Origin of the sequence: Phormidium yuhuli AB48 (assembly GCF_023983615.1) — a bacterium.
In the GTDB taxonomy this organism is placed as follows: Bacteria; Cyanobacteriota; Cyanobacteriia; order Cyanobacteriales; family Geitlerinemataceae; genus Sodalinema; species Sodalinema yuhuli.
On the sequence record NZ_CP098611.1, the window covers coordinates 155,126 to 174,399 of the forward strand.

The window sequence follows — 19,274 nt, forward strand, 5'->3', positions numbered from 1 at the left end:
GGGTTAAACAAAACGGGAGCGGTGCTTGAGGATCAGGTTTGAGAATACCCGAATGAGAAGCAATAGGGCCGTTACACGACTCACCATGAGTCCAAATTGCTCGGCAAAGGTTCCCTGATAGCGAACAGTGACCTGATGTAATCCTGGCGGAATCCAAACTTGGATGCGTCCATCGGGGGTATGGTCGACTCGTCTCCAGGCTCCCTCATCGAGACGAACAAACCAGGCGGGATAGTCGAGGCTGCGGAGTTCAACGGCTTGGGAAATCACAGTGGTATTCTCAGCGGAAAAAACTCGTTCCCCAAGGCCCCAGCGATCGCGGACTAAACCCTCCTCTGTACCATCTTGCCAAATTAACAGGGGATACTCGTTCGGGGGTGGCATCTCTAAGTTTACCCATTTGGCCCGATATTCGTAGACATCCACCAGAGCCAGTTGTTGTCCCCGTCGCCAATGCCAGTGCAGAAATGGCTCTCCTGGGGGGAGGGTATAGGTTTCGGGGACGGTTTTACTTTGGCCTAAGCGGGCAAATTGAGCGATGTTACTGGGGTCATAGACGGCACGTTCAGCAATGACGATGCCCTGGATGATTTGACTGAGAATGACCATCACCCAGACTCCCATCATTAGGGCCATTGCCCCACGCCGCAGGGGATGCTGGGGTTGGTGTCCCTGGCTATGGCTGAGCCAGTAGCCCAGTAGTAGGGGCACATAGACCGAAGGAAGTGCTAGCCAACGCCAGGAGAATTGAATGCCTTGTAGGATATAGGTCCGTTCATAGAGCCAACCCAAGAGATCTGTTGTCATCCCAAGGCCCACTGCACTGGCAAAGAGCCAATAGCCCTGAAGATGCAAGTGGCGCGGTTGGCGGAGTTTCCCCCACCACCGCTGTCCCCAGGTGATGACCCCAGTGGCCATGGCAGCGGCTAGGGTGACGGTGATGAATAGTCCCCAAAGAGGAATTAAGCCGCGATCGAACCAATGTTGGGTCAGTTGGGGCCGCAGTTGCCAGATTCCTGACCACAGGAGGCGATTTTGAGGCAGGTAGTCGGCAGAACTATAGAGGGCCCGCAGTTGTACGGAACCGCCGTCGAGGACGACGGGAATGAGGTAATAGGCGGTTAGGCAAAAGGAGAGGAAAACAGCTCCATAACAGTAGATTAGGGCCTTGCGCCGTCGGCCAGGGGCGGCGATCCAGGGGGGAAAGGGCAACCAGACCAGGGTAAATAGGAGTAATGTGGGGAGGTGGGAGAGAACTAAGAGGCTGTAGGAGAAGATGAGTTCTAAACTGGGGCGATTGAGGAGAGTTATGCCAGTTTTCAGGCGCTCCCGCCAGGATGTTGGGGACTCTGGGGAATCATCTCGGTCGTTGTCTAAGTCATGGTCCTGGTTTGAGTTGGCTTCGGTGGGGACTGGGGGGCGGGGTTCACTGTTGACTCTCTCGACGAGGTTTTCTGTGGCCAGGATAATCCAGGGTAGGAGGGCGATCGCCCAGACTTCTCCCAGGGAGCCTCGTTGATAGATATCGACGAGGAAATAGGGGGAGAGGATGCCAAGGGCGGCGACGAGGATGGCAATCCAGCGGGGGAAGAGGCGATCGCTATAACGATATAAGCCGCCGCCGAAGACCAGCATGGCTAGGGCCATACTGGCAATGAGAGACCCCACCAGCCCCAGTCCTAGGGCCCGAAAGGGTAGGGTGGCGACCATGCACAGGGGAGGATAGAAGACAAAGGTGGCATTGCCAAAGCCAAAGTTGGAGAACTCTAGCCAGCGGGGATAGGCTTGTCCGGCAAAAAATTGATACTGATATTGCAGGGCCCAACTGAGATTAAAGTGGGTGGAATGGGTGATGGGGTAGCTACGCTCTAGCATCGGCGCGGTGGCGATGAGAATGACGGCGCTGAGGATGAGCCAACTTTGCCAGGGGCGAATCATAGGGAACAGGGAACAGGGGACAGGGAACAGGGGGAAGAAGAGGTAGGATGCGTCCCGGCATCAGGAGGGGTTTTGACCCAGGCCTATCGATTCAAACTTGCCGGAACGCATCGCTCAGGGGGTCAGTACCAGGATCTGAACCACATGCGGCGGTGGAAGGCTTCGGGGGAGAGGGGGAGTCCGATGTAGATGGGAAGCCAGAAGATGAAGCCGGCGATGATGAGGGCGATCGCACTCCAACTGAGAACCTGCCAGAGCCAATGTCGTTTGCTTAAGCTGAGGTCAACCCACCAGGCTAGGGTGAGAAAGGCGATTAGGGAGGCGCCCATGTAATGGTAAATGTAGGTGCAGCGGGAGACGGCGGCCCAGGGGAGGAAGTTGGCAAGGTATTGACTGATGAGAAAGGTATGGAAGCACCATTGGCGGGTGTTGATGGGGTCTTGGTTCCACCAGTCTCCTAGGGTGGATAACCAGGTGCCAATGAGGGCGCAGATGGCTAGGGTGGAAAGCCACCAGAGGATGGGATTGCCCATGGCATGGATATCGACGATGACACTCTCTCCGTTCACCTGGGGGCGATCGAAGTAATAGGCGACGGGACGACGCATCCAAATCCAACTGTGCCAGGGGGAACAGTAGGGATGCACGTCAACGGTGCTATCGATACTTTCGTGGTAGCCTAAAATTTGCCGCTGCATTTCGAGAAAGGTGAAGTTGGGGTGCAGTTGTAGGTGGGGAATCCATTGGAGTCTATAGAATACAAATGGAACAAACGCGAAACTAAAGCCAAGCTTTAAAAAGTCAATTTGGGTTAGTTGATGGAATAAATTTTCTCTGCTTTTAGTTTTATTTTTGTTTGTTTTTCGAGTTTTATCTTGAATGACTCGATGACCATTTTTTTGAGAGTCTACAGGAACTTGAATAGTTTGACTTGCTTGTTCTTTCTTCTGTTCTTGGAGTTTTGGAGGTCGCCAATATTTTATTTCTTCGAGTATCCAGGCAAAGGAGTATAGGAGAATAAATCCTAGCCAAAACCCGAGTCCGTTCCATTTAACTGAGGCAGAGGCTCCCAAGAATAGCCCAGTGGCGATGAGCCATTTAAAGTCTAGGTTTTGGGTTAGGGCTTGACCGAAGCACCAGAGTCCTAAAAGTCCAAAAAAGAGTAAATAGACGTTGATTAAACTGAGGCGAGATTCAACGAGGAGTAAGCCATCGAGGGCTGTGAAGCCGGCGGCTAGGAGGGTGAGGCGATCGCGATGGGTCCATTGGTAGGCGATCGCTCCGACGAGGAGGGGAATGAGTGAGCCAGTGAGGGCATTCAACCAGCGATAGGCCATGGCATCGAGGTCGCCCACTTCGCTGGCGGCTCGAAATGCCTCACCTCCCCCAAAGAGATGAGCATGAATCCAGATTCCTAGAGCCAGAAAATATTTCCCCAGGGGAGGATGGACATCAAATAAGTCCAGTTGTTTTAAATAGCTAAAGCCATGATCGGCGAAATAGATTTCGTCAAAAATTAGGGTATTGAGACGATTCAGTTGCCAAAATCGCAGCCCTAGGGAGAGGACAAAAATCAGCAATAGCCCCAAACTCAAATGGCGTCTGCGCCAAGCTTGAGGCAGAAATGACGGCCGGCTGGGTGCAAGGGAGGGAGGGGAGGAGGGGTTAGAGGAGGACAAGGTCTCTAAGTCAATGGAGTGATGGGCGGCTCAAGATCGTTTTTCATTCTAGCTTTTGTTTCTGGCGTCTAGGTGTTGCCGGACGGCCTCCGCCAGCCGTTTTGCACTGTCGGGGATGGCTAATTGTGCCATGGCGGTGGTCATCTGTTGCAGTTGGGTTGAGTCTTTGAGCAGGGTGGTGACTTCTGTTTCTAGCTGTTGGGGGGAGAGATGTTCTTGGCGAAAGAGGCGAGCGGCCCCGGCTTCCATAAAGCCAATGGCATTATGAAATTGATGGTCTTCGGCGGCGTAGGGAAAGGGAATGAGGATGGCTGGGGTTTGGGTGATGGCTAACTCGGTGAGGGAACCGGAACCGGCACGAGAAATGGCTAAGTCGGCCCGTTGTAGGAGGGCGGCAACGTTATGGTAAAAGGGCATTGAGCGATATTGGGGATGCTGTAAACTGTCGGCATCGGGGTCATTTTCGCCGGTGAGGTGAACCACCCAAGCGCCTAAGTCAAACCAGGCCGGCGCGGCTTGGCGGACCCGTTGATTGACGGCCACAGCCCCCTGACTGCCTCCCATGACGACGATGAGGGGAACTCCCTCGGGAATGTCTAAATCGAGGGGAGGGGGTTCGAGGAAGGAGGCGCGAACGGGGGTTCCCAGATGTAGGGTGGGATATTGGGTCAGTCGTCGTCCGGCTTCGGGGAAACCGACGGCGATGAGATCACACCACCGGGCAAACCATTTGCTGACTTTTCCGGGGATGGCGTTGGATTCATGAAGAATAACCGGCAGGTCTAGCGATCGCGCGGCTAAAATGGCCGGGGCGGCAATATAGCCTCCAGTGGTCAACACGCCATCAAACTGGCCCCGTTGCAGTAAGCGGCGACAGGTTAGGGTGGCGCGGAGGAGGCGATAGAGAACCCGCAGGGTTGATAATCCCGGACGAGATTGAAAGCCCTCAACTTGCACAAAATGCAGGGGATAGCGATCGCCCAAGAGTTGCCGTTCCAGGCGATCGGGGACTCCCAACCACTCAATCTCGACATCGCTGAGACATTCGGCGGTGGCTAGGGCCGGAAAGACATGACCCCCCGTACCACTGGCAGCAATCAGGAGACGTTTTGAGGCAGAATGGGGACGTTCCACAATGAACAATGAAGAATGAACAATTCACCCTTGATAATACACAGTCAAGACAAGACAATACGCCCCTAGGGAGCGGTGCGTTGCGGCCGTTTCGTCTTGCAGGCTCAAGGCTGATAACGATTGCAAGCCTACTGTTTAAGCGATGCGTTGCGGCCGTTTCGTCTTGCAGGCTCAAGGCTGATAACGATTGTAAGCCTACTGTCTAAGCGATGCGTTCCGGCAAGTTTGAATCGATGGGTCTAGGTTACAACCTCAACTGATGCCGGAACACATCCTACCCCTGTTCCCTGTTCCCTGTTCCCTGTTCCCTGTTCCTTATTCCTCCTCTCCATGGCACTCGTAAACCAACGCTATCGAATTTTAGAATCTCTCGGACGAGGAGGCTTTGGCGAGACGTTTCTCGTAGAAGACACGCAAATGCCCTCCCGACGGCGTTGTGTGCTAAAGCAGCTGAACCCCAGCAGTCGGGATGCGGCGACACAGCGGCTGATTGAGGACCGCTTTGGGCGAGAGGCGGCAATTTTGGAGTCTCTTGGGGAGAATCATCCTCAGATTCCTCGCCTTTATGCGTATTTTAGGGAGAATGAACAGTTCTATCTGGTTCAGGAGTGGATTGAGGGGCTGACGCTGACGGAACGGCTGAATCAGCAGGGGCGGTTGTCGGAGGCTGAGGTGCGTGGGCTGTTGCGGGATGTGCTGCCGGTGTTGGCGTTTGTTCATCAGCAGCGGATTGTCCATCGGGATATTAAGCCGGATAACATTATTTTGCGGCATCGTGATGGCAAGCCGGTGTTAATTGATTTTGGGGCGGTGCGGGAGACGATGACGACGGTGATGACGGGGTCAGGTTCTCCCACCAGTAGCATTGTGATTGGGACGCCGGGCTTTATGTCCAGTGAACAGGCGGCGGGCCGACCCCTGTTTTCCAGTGACCTTTATAGTTTGGGTTTGACGGCGATTTTTCTGTTGACGGGTAAGCTTCCTCAGGATTTGCCCAGCGATCCTCGGACTGGGGAGATTTCTTGGCAATCTCTGCTGACACTTCAGGATCGGCGTTTGGGGGAGGTGTTGAATCGGGCGATCGCATCTCATCCTCGCGATCGCTTCCCCAGTGCCAATGAGATGCTAGCGGCATTGGAGGGGTCGCCATCTCCCCCGGTGGCGGCGACAATGCCCCCTCCAACCTATTATGAGCCGACGGTGGCGGTGGCCCCCGGTTGGCAGAGCAGTAGTCCGCCGGAAACTCAGGTCACTCAAGCGGTGACGCCTCGGGGACCGGAGCGTATCTCCCCGAGTCCAGTGATGTATGGTTCTGAGTCTTCTGGGGGCAAGAAGGGGGTTCTCCTGCTGGCTCTATTACTGGGGGTCGTGGGTGGGGGAGTGATGGCCACGATAGCACTCCAGCCGCGCGATCGCGCTGGCCGAGATGAGGAGCCGGTGGTAGTCTCCCCAACTCCAGAACCGACTCCTGTGGCTACACCCACGCCGACGCCAACCCCCACGCCGACGCCGACACCCACGCCAACCCCCACCCCGACGCCCACGCCAACCCCGACGCCAGAACCCACCCCGGAACCTACCCCGGAACCTACCCCGGAACCCACCCCGGAACCTCGCCCTTCAATCCGTGATGCAACGCGGGACTATTATGCGGTCTTAGGGGGGGATGATATCTACAATCTCAGTTTGGGCTGGAATATGTTGTCGCAGGATATGCAAAATAATCCAAGGCTGCATCCTGATGGCTTTGAGAGTTATCAGGAGTGGTGGAGTAGTGTGGAATCGGTGAGAGTCAATGAGATTCGCGTTTTGGAGGAAGAGCGGGATCAGGCCCGGGTTGAGGTGAGTGTGACCTATCAGATGGAGGATGGCCGGGTGTCTAATGACCGACAGCAGCTAATTTGGCGCTGGCAGGAGTCGGGGAATCTCTGGGTGATTGATGGAACGCGACGCCCGTAGAGGGACTGTTGGGGGTGGGGGTAATCTCCTTGAGGGGATTAGAGGGAGATGAGATGGGTATTTTGGGAGACGAGGTCTTCTTTGCTTAGGTTTTTGCCGAGCTGGTTGGGATGGATATAGACCTCAAGTTCTGCGAGACATTGGGAATCGAGGGCGGCGAGGGTTTCTAGGGCCTGTTTCTGTTCGTCTTCGGAATGGACGGGGGAGAAGATGGGTTCGAGATGGTCGCTGATGAGGAGGAGGGTGACAAGGACATATTCACTCTCGCCCTCGGTATCTGGGGAGGATTCGGGACGGTCCTGAACTCGTTCTAGGAGGTTGAGGTGTTGGAAGGCTTTGTCGACTCGTTCGGCTTGCTTGTAGTGGATGGAGTTGGCCCAGATATGGGTCCAGGATTCTGGGTTTCGCAGCAGCGTCAGGGCAATGTCTTGGAGGAGTTGGGCGCGATCGCCAGATGTCCTGGGGGTTCGTTGGCTAAGCTCCAGCAGCTCGGTATGGAGATTGTCAACTTGTCCGAGAAGGGCAAGTTGCAGTTTGGTGACGGTTGCGCTTTGCCGAGGGGAGGGAGTGGGGGTAAAGGGTTGGCTGTTTGGGGAGTTCTCCTGAAATTCTTGAGCTTTGCGCAGTAGGAACATCCCTAGGAAGATGAGGATGAAGAGAAAATCTATGAAACCTAGGGGACGGGAACGGCGGGAACCGGTACCTGAGGAACCGCCAATTCCTCGACTGCTGCGACTGGTGGAGCGAGACCGGGAGGAGCCACGAGAACGAGAACGCCCAAATGAGCCACCTCGGCTGCGGCCACCTCCACCTCGTCGGGCTTCGACTTGTTCTAGGCCAACTTCTAGGGAGGGGTTGGATGGTGGACCGTGAATTTGCAGACCGTTGACGGAGAGAACAGCCAGGAGACTGGTCAGGAAAAGAAGTAAACGCTGCATGGGGGTAAGCCGGAGGTCTTTCCGAGGTGAGTCGTCCGGTTCCACGTTAACACCGTGATTTGCTGGCCTGTGTGGTTAAACCCTGACTGTTGAGGGGATCGGCTATAGGGACGATCGCCCCTGATTCCGATGAGTCAACCCAGACAGAGGGATGGCGTGTTACGACGTAACGTTTCATTAAAAAGCCGATGACGAGATTTGAACTCGTGACCGCTCGATTACGAATCGAGTGCTCTACCACTGAGCTACATCGGCAAACAATTTACTATTTTAACATCTTTTGGGGACTTGTCAATGGAGGAGTTGGCAAGAATCTGCGCCGGTGAGCGGATCGGAGGCGGAGAGTTTGTTACACTGGGGGATGTTCTCTTGTCTAAGCCTGTACGGCGCACTCTTATGCAGAAACGCACTCCCCTCGAAACGACTAATTTGATGCGTCGCGCGGAGGAACTGGTCGACGCGGCATCGAACCGTTATCGTATCACTGTCCAGGTGGCGAACCGCGCGAAACGGCGGCGTTATGAGGATTTTGATAATTTGGATGAGCCGGGGATGAAACCGGTGGTGCGGGCGATTGTGGAGATGTCGGACGAGCTGACGCAACCGGAAATTATTGGTGACTAGCTTGGGGTGGTGTTGGTGATTCTTGTGTCTTATTTTTGACCTGGCTTGGACTTGTTATGTCTTCCCGATTGCAAAAGCGATTAACTCATGTGCTGGTGATTGCCTTAAGTCTGATGGCGTTGACGGTGGTGGCGGCCCGGGGGGGCGAGTTGCGATCGCCCTCTGGGGGGGATGAGCCGGGGATGATGCTGGTGCAACGACCTCGGGAAACTCGGGATATCTGGCGCCAGGTGTACGAGTTGATGCCGGAGTTACCTCGGGAGGATCAGTATGTGAGCCGGGAGACGGGGGAGGTGGATGAGGAGAATACTCTCATCTCACGGCTGGTTCGCTATCACATTTTTGTCAGGGGACGTCCTCACCCCTTTCGCTTAGATTGGCGGCTGACGCTGGCGGATTATTTGGGGGCCCATGAGCGCATGAGTTGGGAGACGTATCCGGGGGCGAATGTGTTGACGGAGAATCCGTTGGCGGGGGACCAGGCGGCGATCGCCAGTTTAAGTCGTCAGGAGCGCGATCGCTTGGTTCATGTGTTGACGAGTCTTTTTAATCCTGATTATCTGGCTCTGTTGGAGCAGCAGGCGAACCGGGAGTTAGCGGTGGCGGAGGAGGCTCCGGAGGAACTGGAGTGGGAAGAGACGCCGCAACGCCAGATTCCGCGATTGCCTCAGTCGGGGGATGCGGAGTTACTGTTGCCATAAGTGTTGAGGGTGAGTGATGTCTGATCGCGATCGCTATTTGGCGGTGATTGATAAAATCCTGGAGAGTACGCTGGCGGGACGGGTGCGCTCGGTGGAACAGGTGTATCAACGGTTGTTGCGGGAGATTCGGCCGGGGACGTCGGAGATTTTTGAACGCTGTCTGTTGGAACGTCGGGAGAGTTTGGAGGCGTCGGCGGGAACGTCGTCGAAGGTGACGCGCAAGTTACGGGCGTTACAGACGATTGAGGGCCAGTTGCAACGCTGGGACCAGGAGCATCAAACGACGGCGGCGGTGACGACGACGGTGAAAAGGCTGGTGGGAGCGCCGCTGGAGGAGCGGTTGGCGCTGTTGGTGGAGGTGCTGGACCCGAATCAGGAACGACCTTGGACGAGCGATCGCCTGAAGCAGTTGGCTCAGGAGTTACAGGCTCAGGGGGAGAGCCATCTGCAACAGTTGGGGCTGGGGTTGCGGGATGGGTTGGCTCGCTTTGGGGAGTTGGAGGGGGATTTGGTGAGTTGGATGTATGAGGGGGGAAATCGCTCCCTGGGGTTTGGGGGGGCTGGGGAGCAGCCGGGCCCTTGGTCGTTGTGGGGGCGTAAGACGGAGGCTTATTTCCCTCGGGAGTTGTTTGGGACGTTGCAACGGGGGGAGTCGCTGGAGGCGTTGGCTCAGCGTCATCTGGATTTGGGCGATCGCGCTTGGTTGGAGTTGGCGGTGCTGTTGCAGGGCTTGCAGCGGGGTTTGGTGCTGTGGTTCGATCGCCAGCCCTATAGTTCCAAGATGGGGAAACAACTGTCGGTGAGTACGTTTTTGGTGTTTGCGTCGATTTGGGGTCAGTTGTCTCAGGGGTTTGCGAGCCGTGGGGGGTTGGCGGACTGTTGTTTTCAGATGACGTTGCAGATTTTACGCAGTTTTGCGCAGCGGGAGACGTTTCCGCTGTATGGGGGGGTGTTTGCGTCGTTTTCTGGGGAGTATTTGCAGCAGACGTTGGCCTATTTGGAGGTTCCGTTGCGGCGGGTGGAGGGAACTCAGGAGAAGGCCAGGATTTTGACGTTGTTGGGCTATTCGCAGCGGGCGTTGGGGGATTATGAGCGGGCGCAAGGGTTGCATGAGGAGGCGTTGGCGATCGCGCAGCAGGCGGGCGATCGTGCGTGTGAGTTAGCGAATTATAATCATTTGAGTCGCTTGTGTTTGTCTCGGAGGGAGTATACGGAGGCGATTGATCGCAGTCAGCGGGCGTTGATTTTGTCGCGCCAGGTGGGCGATCGCTTGGGGGTGGCGAATGCGTTGGTGAATTTGGGCTATTCGGAGGTGTTGGCGGCGCAACAGGTGGAACGGCTGGATGAAGAGTTGTCTGAACGGGCGTTGGGTTATTTGGAGCAGGGGTTGGCGTTGTCGCAGCAGTTGGGCGATCGCCAGAGTTTAGCGCTGTGTCATTATAGTTTGGGGTTGGCGTATTTGTTGTTGGAGCAGCCTTCGGCGGCGGTGGGGTATTTGCTGAAGGGGGTGGAGGCGGCTCAGTCGTCGGGGGATTTGTATTTGCGGGGGTTGAGTTTGGCGGCGCTGGCGGAGGGGTATTATGGGCTTCAGGATTGGCCGCGGGCGGTGCTGATGGGGGCGATCGCGGCCTATGTGTTACGTCAGATTGAGGCGCGGGAATGGCGACAGGCGGCGGGGGTGTTGTCTCTGCTGCGGGGCCAGTTGGGGGAGGCGGAGTTTGAGGGCTTGTTGAGTGGGGGGCGATCGCAGATTATTGCGGTGATTGGGGTGGATGGGTATGATTATCTGCCGCAATTGTTGGAGGAGTTTTAGGGGGTTCCGAAGATGGCTTGTTCGACGCCGTCTCCGAAGACGGCGTTTTCGATGTCTTCTCGGCTGAGGGAGTATGGGAAGGAGCGGGAACGGCTGTCATCGCTACTGGGGCTGGCGTTTTTGTCGAGGTAGCCTACGATGAGGCGATCGACGTCGAGCCAGATGTCGGCGTCCCATTGGGGGCGTTCGACGCGCCAGTGGTGGAGTTCTTGGGGGTCTTGTTCGCAGCCGAGCGATCGGAGCCAATCTTCGATGTCGGGGAGGGGGTGGTTATAGAGGGGCGTGTCAGCAGAGGGGGTCATATCGCGCAACAAAACTTAAGATTCTCTCTCTCTATTGTAGGGGAGAAACGGGGGAGAGGCTAGGCGTTAGAGGGGATCACCCCGCCAGACGGCGATTCCGATAGCGAGCAGGAGACAGCCGAGGAGGGAGGCTCCCATGAGGAGGAGGGCGAAGAGTTCGCCGGGGGAGAGGGGGCGATCGATGGGATCGAGATAGGCGTGGTTGGGGGAATGGCCGGAGGCGCCTGGGGGGCGGTTGAGGGGGGGAGTGGGCTGCATGACGGAGATACGGGAATAGCGAATTTTCAGGTCATAGGCGGCGCGGCGTTCGGGGTTACTGAGGGTGGCGTAGGCTTCGTTGAGTTGTTGGAATTTCCCTTTGGCGATGTGGGGGGGGAGAGTGGTGGTATCGGGGTGATAGCGTTTGCTGAGTTGACGGTAGGCTTGGCGAATTTCGATGACGGAGGCGGAGGGGTGCAGGCCGAGGAGGCCATAGTAGTTTTTACCGATGGCGGCGAGGCGATGCTGGAGGGTTTGTGAGTTGGGTTGGGCGCGATGTTGTGTCACGGCGCTGAGAGGGTGGTTTAGGGTCTCCTCATTTTAACTGACCTGTCCGGGGTTTTTGTGGAGGGTTGTGGTTGTTGGGGGGAAACGGCGCAGGCGACAGGGTGAAACACCCGATTTTTTTAAAAAATCGAGTGTTTGGTATTCGACCCTAGATGTCATAAGGGATCTACTTCCTCAGTTGCAGGTTCTCAAGTTTAAGTACTCGGCTTCAATCCCTCAAAGGGATTTTAGGGAATTGCAAGGCTTCTGGCGGGCTTGATTTAGGCGGTGGCCATAGTTTCAATCCCTCAAAGGGATTTTAGGGAATTGCAAGAACCGCGACCCCGAGGAGTTTCGCGGTTGGGCTAGGGAGCAGTTTCAATCCCTCAAAGGGATTTTAGGGAATTGCAAGCTTTCTTCACGATACTGTAGGAGAAGGGGAGGTTGTTTCAATCCCTCAAAGGGATTTTAGGGAATTGCAAGCTCTGGGTGGTTTAATCTTTTCTTCTCCCCCCCTTGTTTCAATCCCTCAAAGGGATTTTAGGGAATTGCAAGCCGCCACTGTTGGTCTGGGAGGCTCTAATTCCTCGGGGTTTCAATCCCTCAAAGGGATTTTACGGAATTGCAAGATTAACTCGGAATATTCGGGTTGCCCGAATTGCTGAACGTTTCAATCCCTCAAAGGGATTTTAGGGAATTGCAAGAGAAGCTTGAGAAAGTCCGGGTTTTGATTTCCCGGAGTTTCAATCCCTCAAAGGGATTTTAGGGAATTGCAAGGCTAGCCCAGCAGCGGGGCCAGTATTTTGATGAGGCGTTTCAATCCCTCGAAGGGATTTTAGGGAATTGCAAGTTTTCCTCTATCTATCCAGAGGGCTTTCACCCTCTTGGTTTCAATCCCTCAAAGGGATTTTAGGGAATTGCAAGAGCATTCGCTCAGCCAGTATCGCGAGAGGTAGGTTTCAATCCCTCAAAGGGATTTTAGGGAATTGCAAGAATTTGTAGGTTCACACTGCTGTGAATCGTATTGCTGCGTTTCAATCCCTCAAAGGGATTTTAGGGAATTGCAAGTCCATCTCTCCCAAGAAAGGCTATTTTTGATTGGAAGTTTCAATCCCTCAAAGGGATTTTAGGGAATTGCAAGGTGGAAGGAATGACTATCGTAGGGCCAAGTGTAACGTTTCAATCCCTCGAAGGGATTTTAGGGAATTGCAAGAGTATTGAACCCCGAGGTTATACCGTCCCTGCACAGAGACCAAGTTTCAATCCCTCGAAGGGATTTTAGGGAATTGCAAGAAGGTGCGGTGGCCTCCAAGTTGTTTGCCTATCTCGTTTCAATCCCTCGAAGGGATTTTAGGGAATTGCAAGGGGGTGGTTATGTGTCACCGACAAAGAGGACTACCAGTTTCAATCCCTCGAAGGGATTTTAGGGAATTGCAAGACGATCGCGATCCTTGGGGCAGATGGCCCAACGGAAAGTTTCAATCCCTCGAAGGGATTTTAGGGAATTGCAAGCGGAGAGAATCTAGTGGGATGGCAACTGATCGGCGTTTCAATCCCTCGAAGGGATTTTAGGGAATTGCAAGAGTGGAGAGGAGATGAAGGGTTATCGTAAAAGGTGAGTTTCAATCCCTCAAAGGGATTTTAGGGAATTGCAAGGTAATCTGCACCTCCTCTCCATTCTGAATGGAGGTCTTGTTTCAATCCCTCAAAGGGATTTTAGGGAATTGCAAGTCGGGAGAACTGGGGAATGGGAAAGTATCAAGAATTCGTTTCAATCCCTCAAAGGGATTTTAGGGAATTGCAAGAATACTACCGGGGAGAGTTTAGCCTTCTCAAATTGCTAGTTTCAATCCCTCAAAGGGATTTTAGGGAATTGCAAGAGGAAGGGCTATGTTGCCGGTTCAGGAGTCCAGGGTTTCAATCCCTCAAAGGGATTTTAGGGAATTGCAAGATGGCATGGTAGATATTCATGGTTTCCTTTCTTCTAGTTTCAATCCCTCAAAGGGATTTTAGGGAATTGCAAGGCTGATGGCAATTTCCCCGGTAGTAATACCGGGGTTAGTTTCAATCCCTCAAAGGGATTTTAGGGAATTGCAAGGGTTTCCGAGTCTGCCTGCAACCCCTTGGCTACAGTTTCAATCCCTCAAAGGGATTTTAGGGAATTGCAAGAGAAGGAAGGCAGTCCCCCGCTGTATTTTTGGGAAGTTTCAATCCCTCAAAGGGATTTTAGGGAATTGCAAGCTTCCAGCCGAAAGACTTTAGCATCCTTGTCACTCACGTTTCAATCCCTCAAAGGGATTTTAGGGAATTGCAAGAATATCTTGGGGAAGCGCGGTGTCTATGTGTACACCGTTTCAATCCCTCAAAGGGATTTTAGGGAATTGCAAGAAGGTATTGAAGGAGGTGAAAGAAGAAGGGAAGTGTTTCAATCCCTCAAAGGGATTTTAGGGAATTGCAAGACTAGCGCGTCATGACCCTTATGCCGTCTCTTTGCTAGTTTCAATCCCTCAAAGGGATTTTAGGGAATTGCAAGTTGTGTTTTCAGAGGAGTCATTTATCATGCTCCGTTTCAATCCCTCAAAGGGATTTTAGGGAATTGCAAGGAGTCTAGATTCTCTGGCTTCAGCATTTTTTTCATGTTTGTTTCAATCCCTCAAAGGGATTTTAGGGAATTGCAAGGCGGCATTAAAAATTTCTTCCGTAAGGGTTCGTTGGCTCATAAGTTTCAATCCCTCAAAGGGATTTTAGGGAATTGCAAGAATTGCCTTATACAAATTCTTTTCTCTTTCCTTGTTTCAATCCCTCAAAGGGATTTTAGGGAATTGCAAGGGGTGTCACCCCCCCCGCACATCTACGAATCACCAAGGTTTCAATCCCTCAAAGGGATTTTAGGGAATTGCAAGAGCTCATATTCGATGGGGGTGACCGTCTTTCTATCCGTTTCAATCCCTCAAAGGGATTTTAGGGAATTGCAAGCGGCTAACGCGGTGATATCGACCATTCCAGCTAAGTTTCAATCCCTCAAAGGGATTTTAGGGAATTGCAAGAGGAGTCGGGGTCTGACTCAGAGCCATCACCACTCACGTTTCAATCCCTCAAAGGGATTTTAGGGAATTGCAAGCGGAAAAAACTACAGCACGTCAATGCCGTGGCCACGTTTCAATCCCTCAAAGGGATTTTAGGGAATTGCAAGTCGAGGCAGGGCTGCTGCGGCTAGGGCTGGCAGGTTTCAATCCCTCAAAGGGATTTTAGGGAATTGCAAGCGACCTCCTTCAGATGCGGATAGCGCGGCTTCAATCTGTTTCAATCCCTCAAAGGGATTTTAGGGAATTGCAAGGTAAGGCTTGGGTTTGGTCTGTTGTTTGTCCATGTTTCAATCCCTCAAAGGGATTTTAGGGAATTGCAAGGACATCGATTACTCACGACTTCGCTCTCTCAATTCTCAAATCGTTTCAATCCCTCAAAGGGATTTTAGGGAATTGCAAGGCTTCTGTTGCCGAGTTTGACGATGATGAAGCTACAGTTTCAATCCCTCAAAGGGATTTTAGGGAATTGCAAGGATTTTTGCACCACAAACAAAGGCTTATTGCATAGCTCGCGTTTCAATCCCTCAAAGGGATTTTAGGGAATTGCAAGTTGCATTTGCCCCTCGCACCTCTTTACCTGTTTTTCCGTGTTTCAATCCCTCAAAGGGATTTTAGGGAATTGCAAGGAGACCCCCTACCAGTATTGGTGTCTCCTTCCAAATTACGTTTCAATCCCTCAAAGGGATTTTAGGGAATTGCAAGATTGAAAATCTCCCTGAGCCCGATGAGGGTACTTTTTACATGTTTCAATCCCTCAAAGGGATTTTAGGGAATTGCAAGTTTCTTCCCCGATGAATACAGTATCCAATTCCTGTGTTTCAATCCCTCAAAGGGATTTTAGGGAATTGCAAGTGAGCAAGAGGAGGCGGGAACTACCGAGTTCAAAGTTTCAATCCCTCAAAGGGATTTTAGGGAATTGCAAGCTTGAGAATGGGGTCATTATGGTCGAGGGGCAAGTTTCAATCCCTCAAAGGGATTTTAGGGAATTGCAAGCATCGTTAGCACCGTCTAGGGGGATAGATTCCCCGTAATGTTTCAATCCCTCAAAGGGATTTTAGGGAATTGCAAGAGTAATCGATGTCAGCATAGTTCTGTTTGGTAAAAGTTTCAATCCCTCAAAGGGATTTTAGGGAATTGCAAGAATTAAGCGGATTGCGCATACTGTAGCAAGGATGGAGTTTCAATCCCTCAAAGGGATTTTAGGGAATTGCAAGGGGCGTCTCCCTACTATCAGTGGTCTGGCTCGGTGGTGGTTTCAATCCCTCAAAGGGATTTTAGGGAATTGCAAGCCTCCAGAGCCTAGAAGAATTAAGCTCATAAGCCGCCCCAGTTTCAATCCCTCAAAGGGATTTTAGGGAATTGCAAGTTGCACGACTGGGGAACACGATGGAAGAAGGGGTATTGTTTCAATCCCTCAAAGGGATTTTAGGGAATTGCAAGGTGTAATCCACGAATAGGCAAGATTGCGGGTAGTGGTTTCAATCCCTCAAAGGGATTTTAGGGAATTGCAAGCTTTGGGGTTTGCTCCCACCATTCTGTCAGTTCGTTTCAATCCCTCAAAGGGATTTTAGGGAATTGCAAGGATCCCTGGGTAGCCGGGAGTAACCGAGCAGCTAAGTTTCAATCCCTCAAAGGGATTTTAGGGAATTGCAAGGGATTTTCTCGTGCTACTTACTCTGTCTGATACCTACGTTTCAATCCCTCAAAGGGATTTTAGGGAATTGCAAGGGTCTTCTCGGGTGAGTTCACCTTGTACTGCCCGGGTTTCAATCCCTCAAAGGGATTTTAGGGAATTGCAAGTGCCACCGCTGACCTCGTAGTCATACCCCTCACGGTAGTTTCAATCCCTCAAAGGGATTTTAGGGAATTGCAAGCCGATCGCGCCGCTGCTGCTAACTGGGTTGCCGCCGCCTGGTTTCAATCCCTCAAAGGGATTTTAGGGAATTGCAAGCTATCAATCGCCTTCAAGATAGCGACAGCAGTATGGATTGGTTTCAATCCCTCAAAGGGATTTTAGGGAATTGCAAGCACCGCCCCAGGAGACGGGGCAGCCACAGCACCGGTTTCAATCCCTCAAAGGGATTTTAGGGAATTGCAAGCTGGAGGTTGTGGCGGCAGTTGGCGAGGCTGCGATCGCGTTTCAATCCCTCAAAGGGATTTTAGGGAATTGCAAGGTTGTTCAATGATGGCGTATTGAGGCCTGACTTGTTTCAATCCCTCAAAGGGATTTTAGGGAATTGCAAGTATCGCGCGATCGCCCACCTCGATAGCCAACTTTTCGTTTCAATCCCTCAAAGGGATTTTAGGGAATTGCAAGGAGAACCGGCGCTGCCCTCAATCTAATCTCCCTGGGGTTTCAATCCCTCAAAGGGATTTTAGGGAATTGCAAGTTGTCCTATAGCCCAATGCAAATGCTCACGAGTTTCAATCCCTCAAAGGGATTTTAGGGAATTGCAAGGAAAATCGCGGCAACCTGCTGGTTGCACTACGAGACTTTTCTTAGTATGGTTTCAATCCCTCAAAGGGATTTTAGGGAATTGCAAGCAAACTATCTACCGAAACAATACCCGTTTCAGGATTGGTTTCAATCCCTCAAAGGGATTTTAGGGAATTGCAAGATGCCCCAGCGTCTGAGCTTCCTCAGCCCGACCAGTTTCAATCCCTCAAAGGGATTTTAGGGAATTGCAAGAGCTGGCAAGATAGCCCTCCTAGCGGAATTTGCTATTTTGTTTCAATCCCTCAAAGGGATTTTAGGGAATTGCAAGGGCTGTGGCGATCGCGGCTTTGATTGCGGCCGTCAATATAGTTTCAATCCCTCAAAGGGATTTTAGGGAATTGCAAGCTGCATTTCATGCTGAATGCCAAGCTGACGCAATTGCTCTTCTGTTTCAATCCCTCAAAGGGATTTTAGGGAATTGCAAGGAGTGGTTCCGGGGCCTCAACCCGGATTGCCTGGTTTCAATCCCTCAAAGGGATTTTAGGGAATTGCAAGCCTTGATTTGGATTGGAAGAAGTATTCCGGGCTGACCGTTTCAATCCCTCAAAGGGATTTTAGGGAATTGCAAGACGCCGCAACCCCACTTCTGCCACTCCAGGAGTCCAAGTTTCAATCCCTCAAAGGGATTTTAGGGAATTGCAAGGTCAAAATCCGCTTAATCCTGCTCTTGCAATCCGTTTCAATCCCTCAAAGGGATTTTAGGGAATTGCAAGCTGCCAGAAGGGTCGAGTTCTGGTACTGCAAATTAGCGTTTCAATCCCTCAAAGGGATTTTAGGGAATTGCAAGTTACCGCAATATAGACGCGGGGATTATCTTGGGCCTAGTTTCAATCCCTCAAAGGGATTTTAGGGAATTGCAAGACTGCCCGTTTATCGCCACGTAAACCTCGTCTTGGGTGTTTCAATCCCTCAAAGGGATTTTAGGGAATTGCAAGTCGACTGGAAAACGACAACTACCAACCCTAGTTCTGTTTCAATCCCTCAAAGGGATTTTAGGGAATTGCAAGGGGAGTCATTTGCCAGGGGGGTTTACCGATTAGCATGAGTTTCAATCCCTCAAAGGGATTTTAGGGAATTGCAAGAATCAGCGGGCCAAGCTTTTGGGTTAATTGGTCTATAGTTTCAATCCCTCAAAGGGATTTTAGGGAATTGCAAGTCAGCCGCCAGAAATCGCAAGAAGCGCAGCCCTTCGTTTCAATCCCTCAAAGGGATTTTAGGGAATTGCAAGTTGCGCCATTTCATCAGTACGAAGAAAGCAGTAGCCAGTTTCAATCCCTCAAAGGGATTTTAGGGAATTGCAAGTTAGTGATTTGTTGGTTGGTATCACCAATGCCATGTTTCAATCCCTCAAAGGGATTTTAGGGAATTGCAAGGAGGAGGTGAGGGACGCCGGCCGCACTTCGATAAATCGTTTCAATCCCTCAAAGGGATTTTAGGGAATTGCAAGGTCGGAGTAGGAGTTGGGGCAGGAGTGGGAGGATTTGTTTCAATCCCTCAAAGGGATTTTAGGGAATTGCAAGCTGAATTACAGTATTCCGAAAAGCTTCATTCAGTCCTGTTTCAATCCCTCAAAGGGATTTTAGGGAATTGCAAGAGGTGATGCCATCCTTGTGGCTGGTTCTCGCAATTGTTTCAATCCCTCAAAGGGATTTTAGGGAATTGCAAGCGAGCAGGAACTCGTGATATTGCTTCACTCTGTTTCTGTTTCAATCCCTCAAAGGGATTTTAGGGAATTGCAAGCATTGAAAGAACGCGATATAGCGCTCTCCGTCTAAAAGTTTCAATCCCTCAAAGGGATTTTAGGGAATTGCAAGGTTGCAGGAATTTTTTGCGCGCGTCCGGCCCCAACAAAAGTTTCAATCCCTCAAAGGGATTTTAGGGAATTGCAAGGCTAGAAAGCTACTGCACTACTCTCGGGGCTGAACCCAACAAAAGTTTCAATCCCTCAAAGGGATTTTAGGGAATTGCAAGGGAAATATGCGAGACGATGACATTGATTTGGCTAGTTTCAATCCCTCAAAGGGATTTTAGGGAATTGCAAGATGGGGTCGCAACTGATATTCTCAAAGTTCTTTCCC

Annotated in this window: 10 protein-coding genes, 1 tRNA gene and 1 CRISPR repeat array (1 of these 12 cut by a window edge); of the genes, 4 read left to right on the forward strand and 7 right to left on the reverse strand. The window is 52.1% G+C overall.

The annotated features are described in order from the left end of the window. Positions 1–3: 3 nt before the first annotated feature. The 3 genes from NEA10_RS00625 to murG all read right to left on the reverse strand — a co-directional run bounded on the left by NEA10_RS00625 (position 4) and on the right by murG (position 4,751). Positions 4–1,938, reverse strand: a complete 1,935-nt coding sequence (locus NEA10_RS00625) for a putative glycosyltransferase family protein (protein WP_252663310.1) — start codon at positions 1,936–1,938, stop codon at positions 4–6. A 122-nt stretch (positions 1,939–2,060) separates the two neighbouring features. Beyond that, the gene (locus NEA10_RS00630; protein WP_252663311.1) at positions 2,061–3,518 is read right to left on the reverse strand and encodes a phospholipid carrier-dependent glycosyltransferase; all 1,458 of its coding nucleotides are present in this window, start codon (positions 3,516–3,518) and stop codon (positions 2,061–2,063) included. Positions 3,519–3,665: 147 nt separating this feature from the next. Beyond that, positions 3,666–4,751, reverse strand: coding sequence for an undecaprenyldiphospho-muramoylpentapeptide beta-N-acetylglucosaminyltransferase (murG, locus tag NEA10_RS00635; RefSeq protein ID WP_374111828.1), 1,086 nt, complete (start codon positions 4,749–4,751; stop codon positions 3,666–3,668). A gap of 330 nt (positions 4,752–5,081) precedes the next feature. Between murG and NEA10_RS00640 the strand changes: the two genes are divergently transcribed. After that, a complete protein-coding gene (locus tag NEA10_RS00640; RefSeq protein ID WP_252663313.1) occupies positions 5,082–6,710 on the forward strand; it encodes a serine/threonine-protein kinase in 1,629 nt (542 codons plus the stop codon). A gap of 38 nt (positions 6,711–6,748) precedes the next feature. On the opposite strand, the gene NEA10_RS00645 is transcribed toward NEA10_RS00640, so the two are convergent. Next, a complete protein-coding gene (locus tag NEA10_RS00645; RefSeq protein WP_252663314.1) occupies positions 6,749–7,648 on the reverse strand; it encodes a DUF1517 domain-containing protein in 900 nt (299 codons plus the stop codon). 183 nt (positions 7,649–7,831) lie between these two features. Continuing rightward, a tRNA-Thr gene (locus NEA10_RS00650) sits at positions 7,832–7,903 on the reverse strand. A gap of 141 nt (positions 7,904–8,044) precedes the next feature. Here NEA10_RS00650 and NEA10_RS00655 point away from each other — a divergent pair. From NEA10_RS00655 to NEA10_RS00665, 3 genes are read left to right on the forward strand one after another with little or no spacing between them, the layout of a single operon-like run. Further along, complete coding sequence (locus NEA10_RS00655) at positions 8,045–8,272, forward strand: DNA-directed RNA polymerase subunit omega (protein ID WP_068789795.1); 228 nt, start codon at positions 8,045–8,047, stop codon at positions 8,270–8,272. 56 nt (positions 8,273–8,328) lie between these two features. Next, complete coding sequence (locus NEA10_RS00660) at positions 8,329–8,973, forward strand: hypothetical protein (RefSeq protein WP_252663315.1); 645 nt, start codon at positions 8,329–8,331, stop codon at positions 8,971–8,973. 16 nt (positions 8,974–8,989) lie between these two features. Continuing rightward, a complete protein-coding gene (locus NEA10_RS00665) occupies positions 8,990–10,786 on the forward strand; it encodes a tetratricopeptide repeat protein (RefSeq protein WP_252663316.1) in 1,797 nt (598 codons plus the stop codon). Here the strand turns inward: NEA10_RS00665 and NEA10_RS00670 are convergent. Beyond that, positions 10,783–11,088 carry a DUF3143 domain-containing protein gene (locus tag NEA10_RS00670; protein WP_252663317.1) on the reverse strand — a complete coding sequence of 102 codons (306 nt, stop codon included), beginning with the start codon at positions 11,086–11,088 and terminating at the stop codon, positions 10,783–10,785. The genes NEA10_RS00665 and NEA10_RS00670 overlap by 4 nt on opposite strands. Positions 11,089–11,154: 66 nt before the next feature. After that, positions 11,155–11,634 (reverse strand): J domain-containing protein, encoded by a 480-nt coding sequence (locus tag NEA10_RS00675; protein ID WP_252663318.1) that lies wholly within the window; start codon positions 11,632–11,634, stop codon positions 11,155–11,157. A 205-nt stretch (positions 11,635–11,839) separates the two neighbouring features. Further along, positions 11,840–19,274: direct repeats of the CRISPR family, unit length 37 nt; unit sequence GTTTCAATCCCTCAAAGGGATTTTAGGGAATTGCAAG (it continues 8,037 nt past the right edge of the window).

What these genes read in the sequence shown, in the direction of transcription:
- NEA10_RS00640 (WP_252663313.1), top strand. Translation starts at nt 5,082, where the DNA reads ATGGCACTCGTAAACCAACGCTATCGAATTTTAGAATCTCTCGGACGA.
- NEA10_RS00625 (WP_252663310.1), bottom strand. Translation starts at nt 1,938, where the DNA reads ATGATTCGCCCCTGGCAAAGTTGGCTCATCCTCAGCGCCGTCATTCTC.
- NEA10_RS00670 (WP_252663317.1), bottom strand. Translation starts at nt 11,088, where the DNA reads ATGACCCCCTCTGCTGACACGCCCCTCTATAACCACCCCCTCCCCGAC.
- NEA10_RS00645 (WP_252663314.1), bottom strand. Translation starts at nt 7,648, where the DNA reads ATGCAGCGTTTACTTCTTTTCCTGACCAGTCTCCTGGCTGTTCTCTCC.
- NEA10_RS00665 (WP_252663316.1), top strand. Translation starts at nt 8,990, where the DNA reads ATGTCTGATCGCGATCGCTATTTGGCGGTGATTGATAAAATCCTGGAG.
- NEA10_RS00660 (WP_252663315.1), top strand. Translation starts at nt 8,329, where the DNA reads ATGTCTTCCCGATTGCAAAAGCGATTAACTCATGTGCTGGTGATTGCC.
- NEA10_RS00655 (WP_068789795.1), top strand. Translation starts at nt 8,045, where the DNA reads ATGCAGAAACGCACTCCCCTCGAAACGACTAATTTGATGCGTCGCGCG.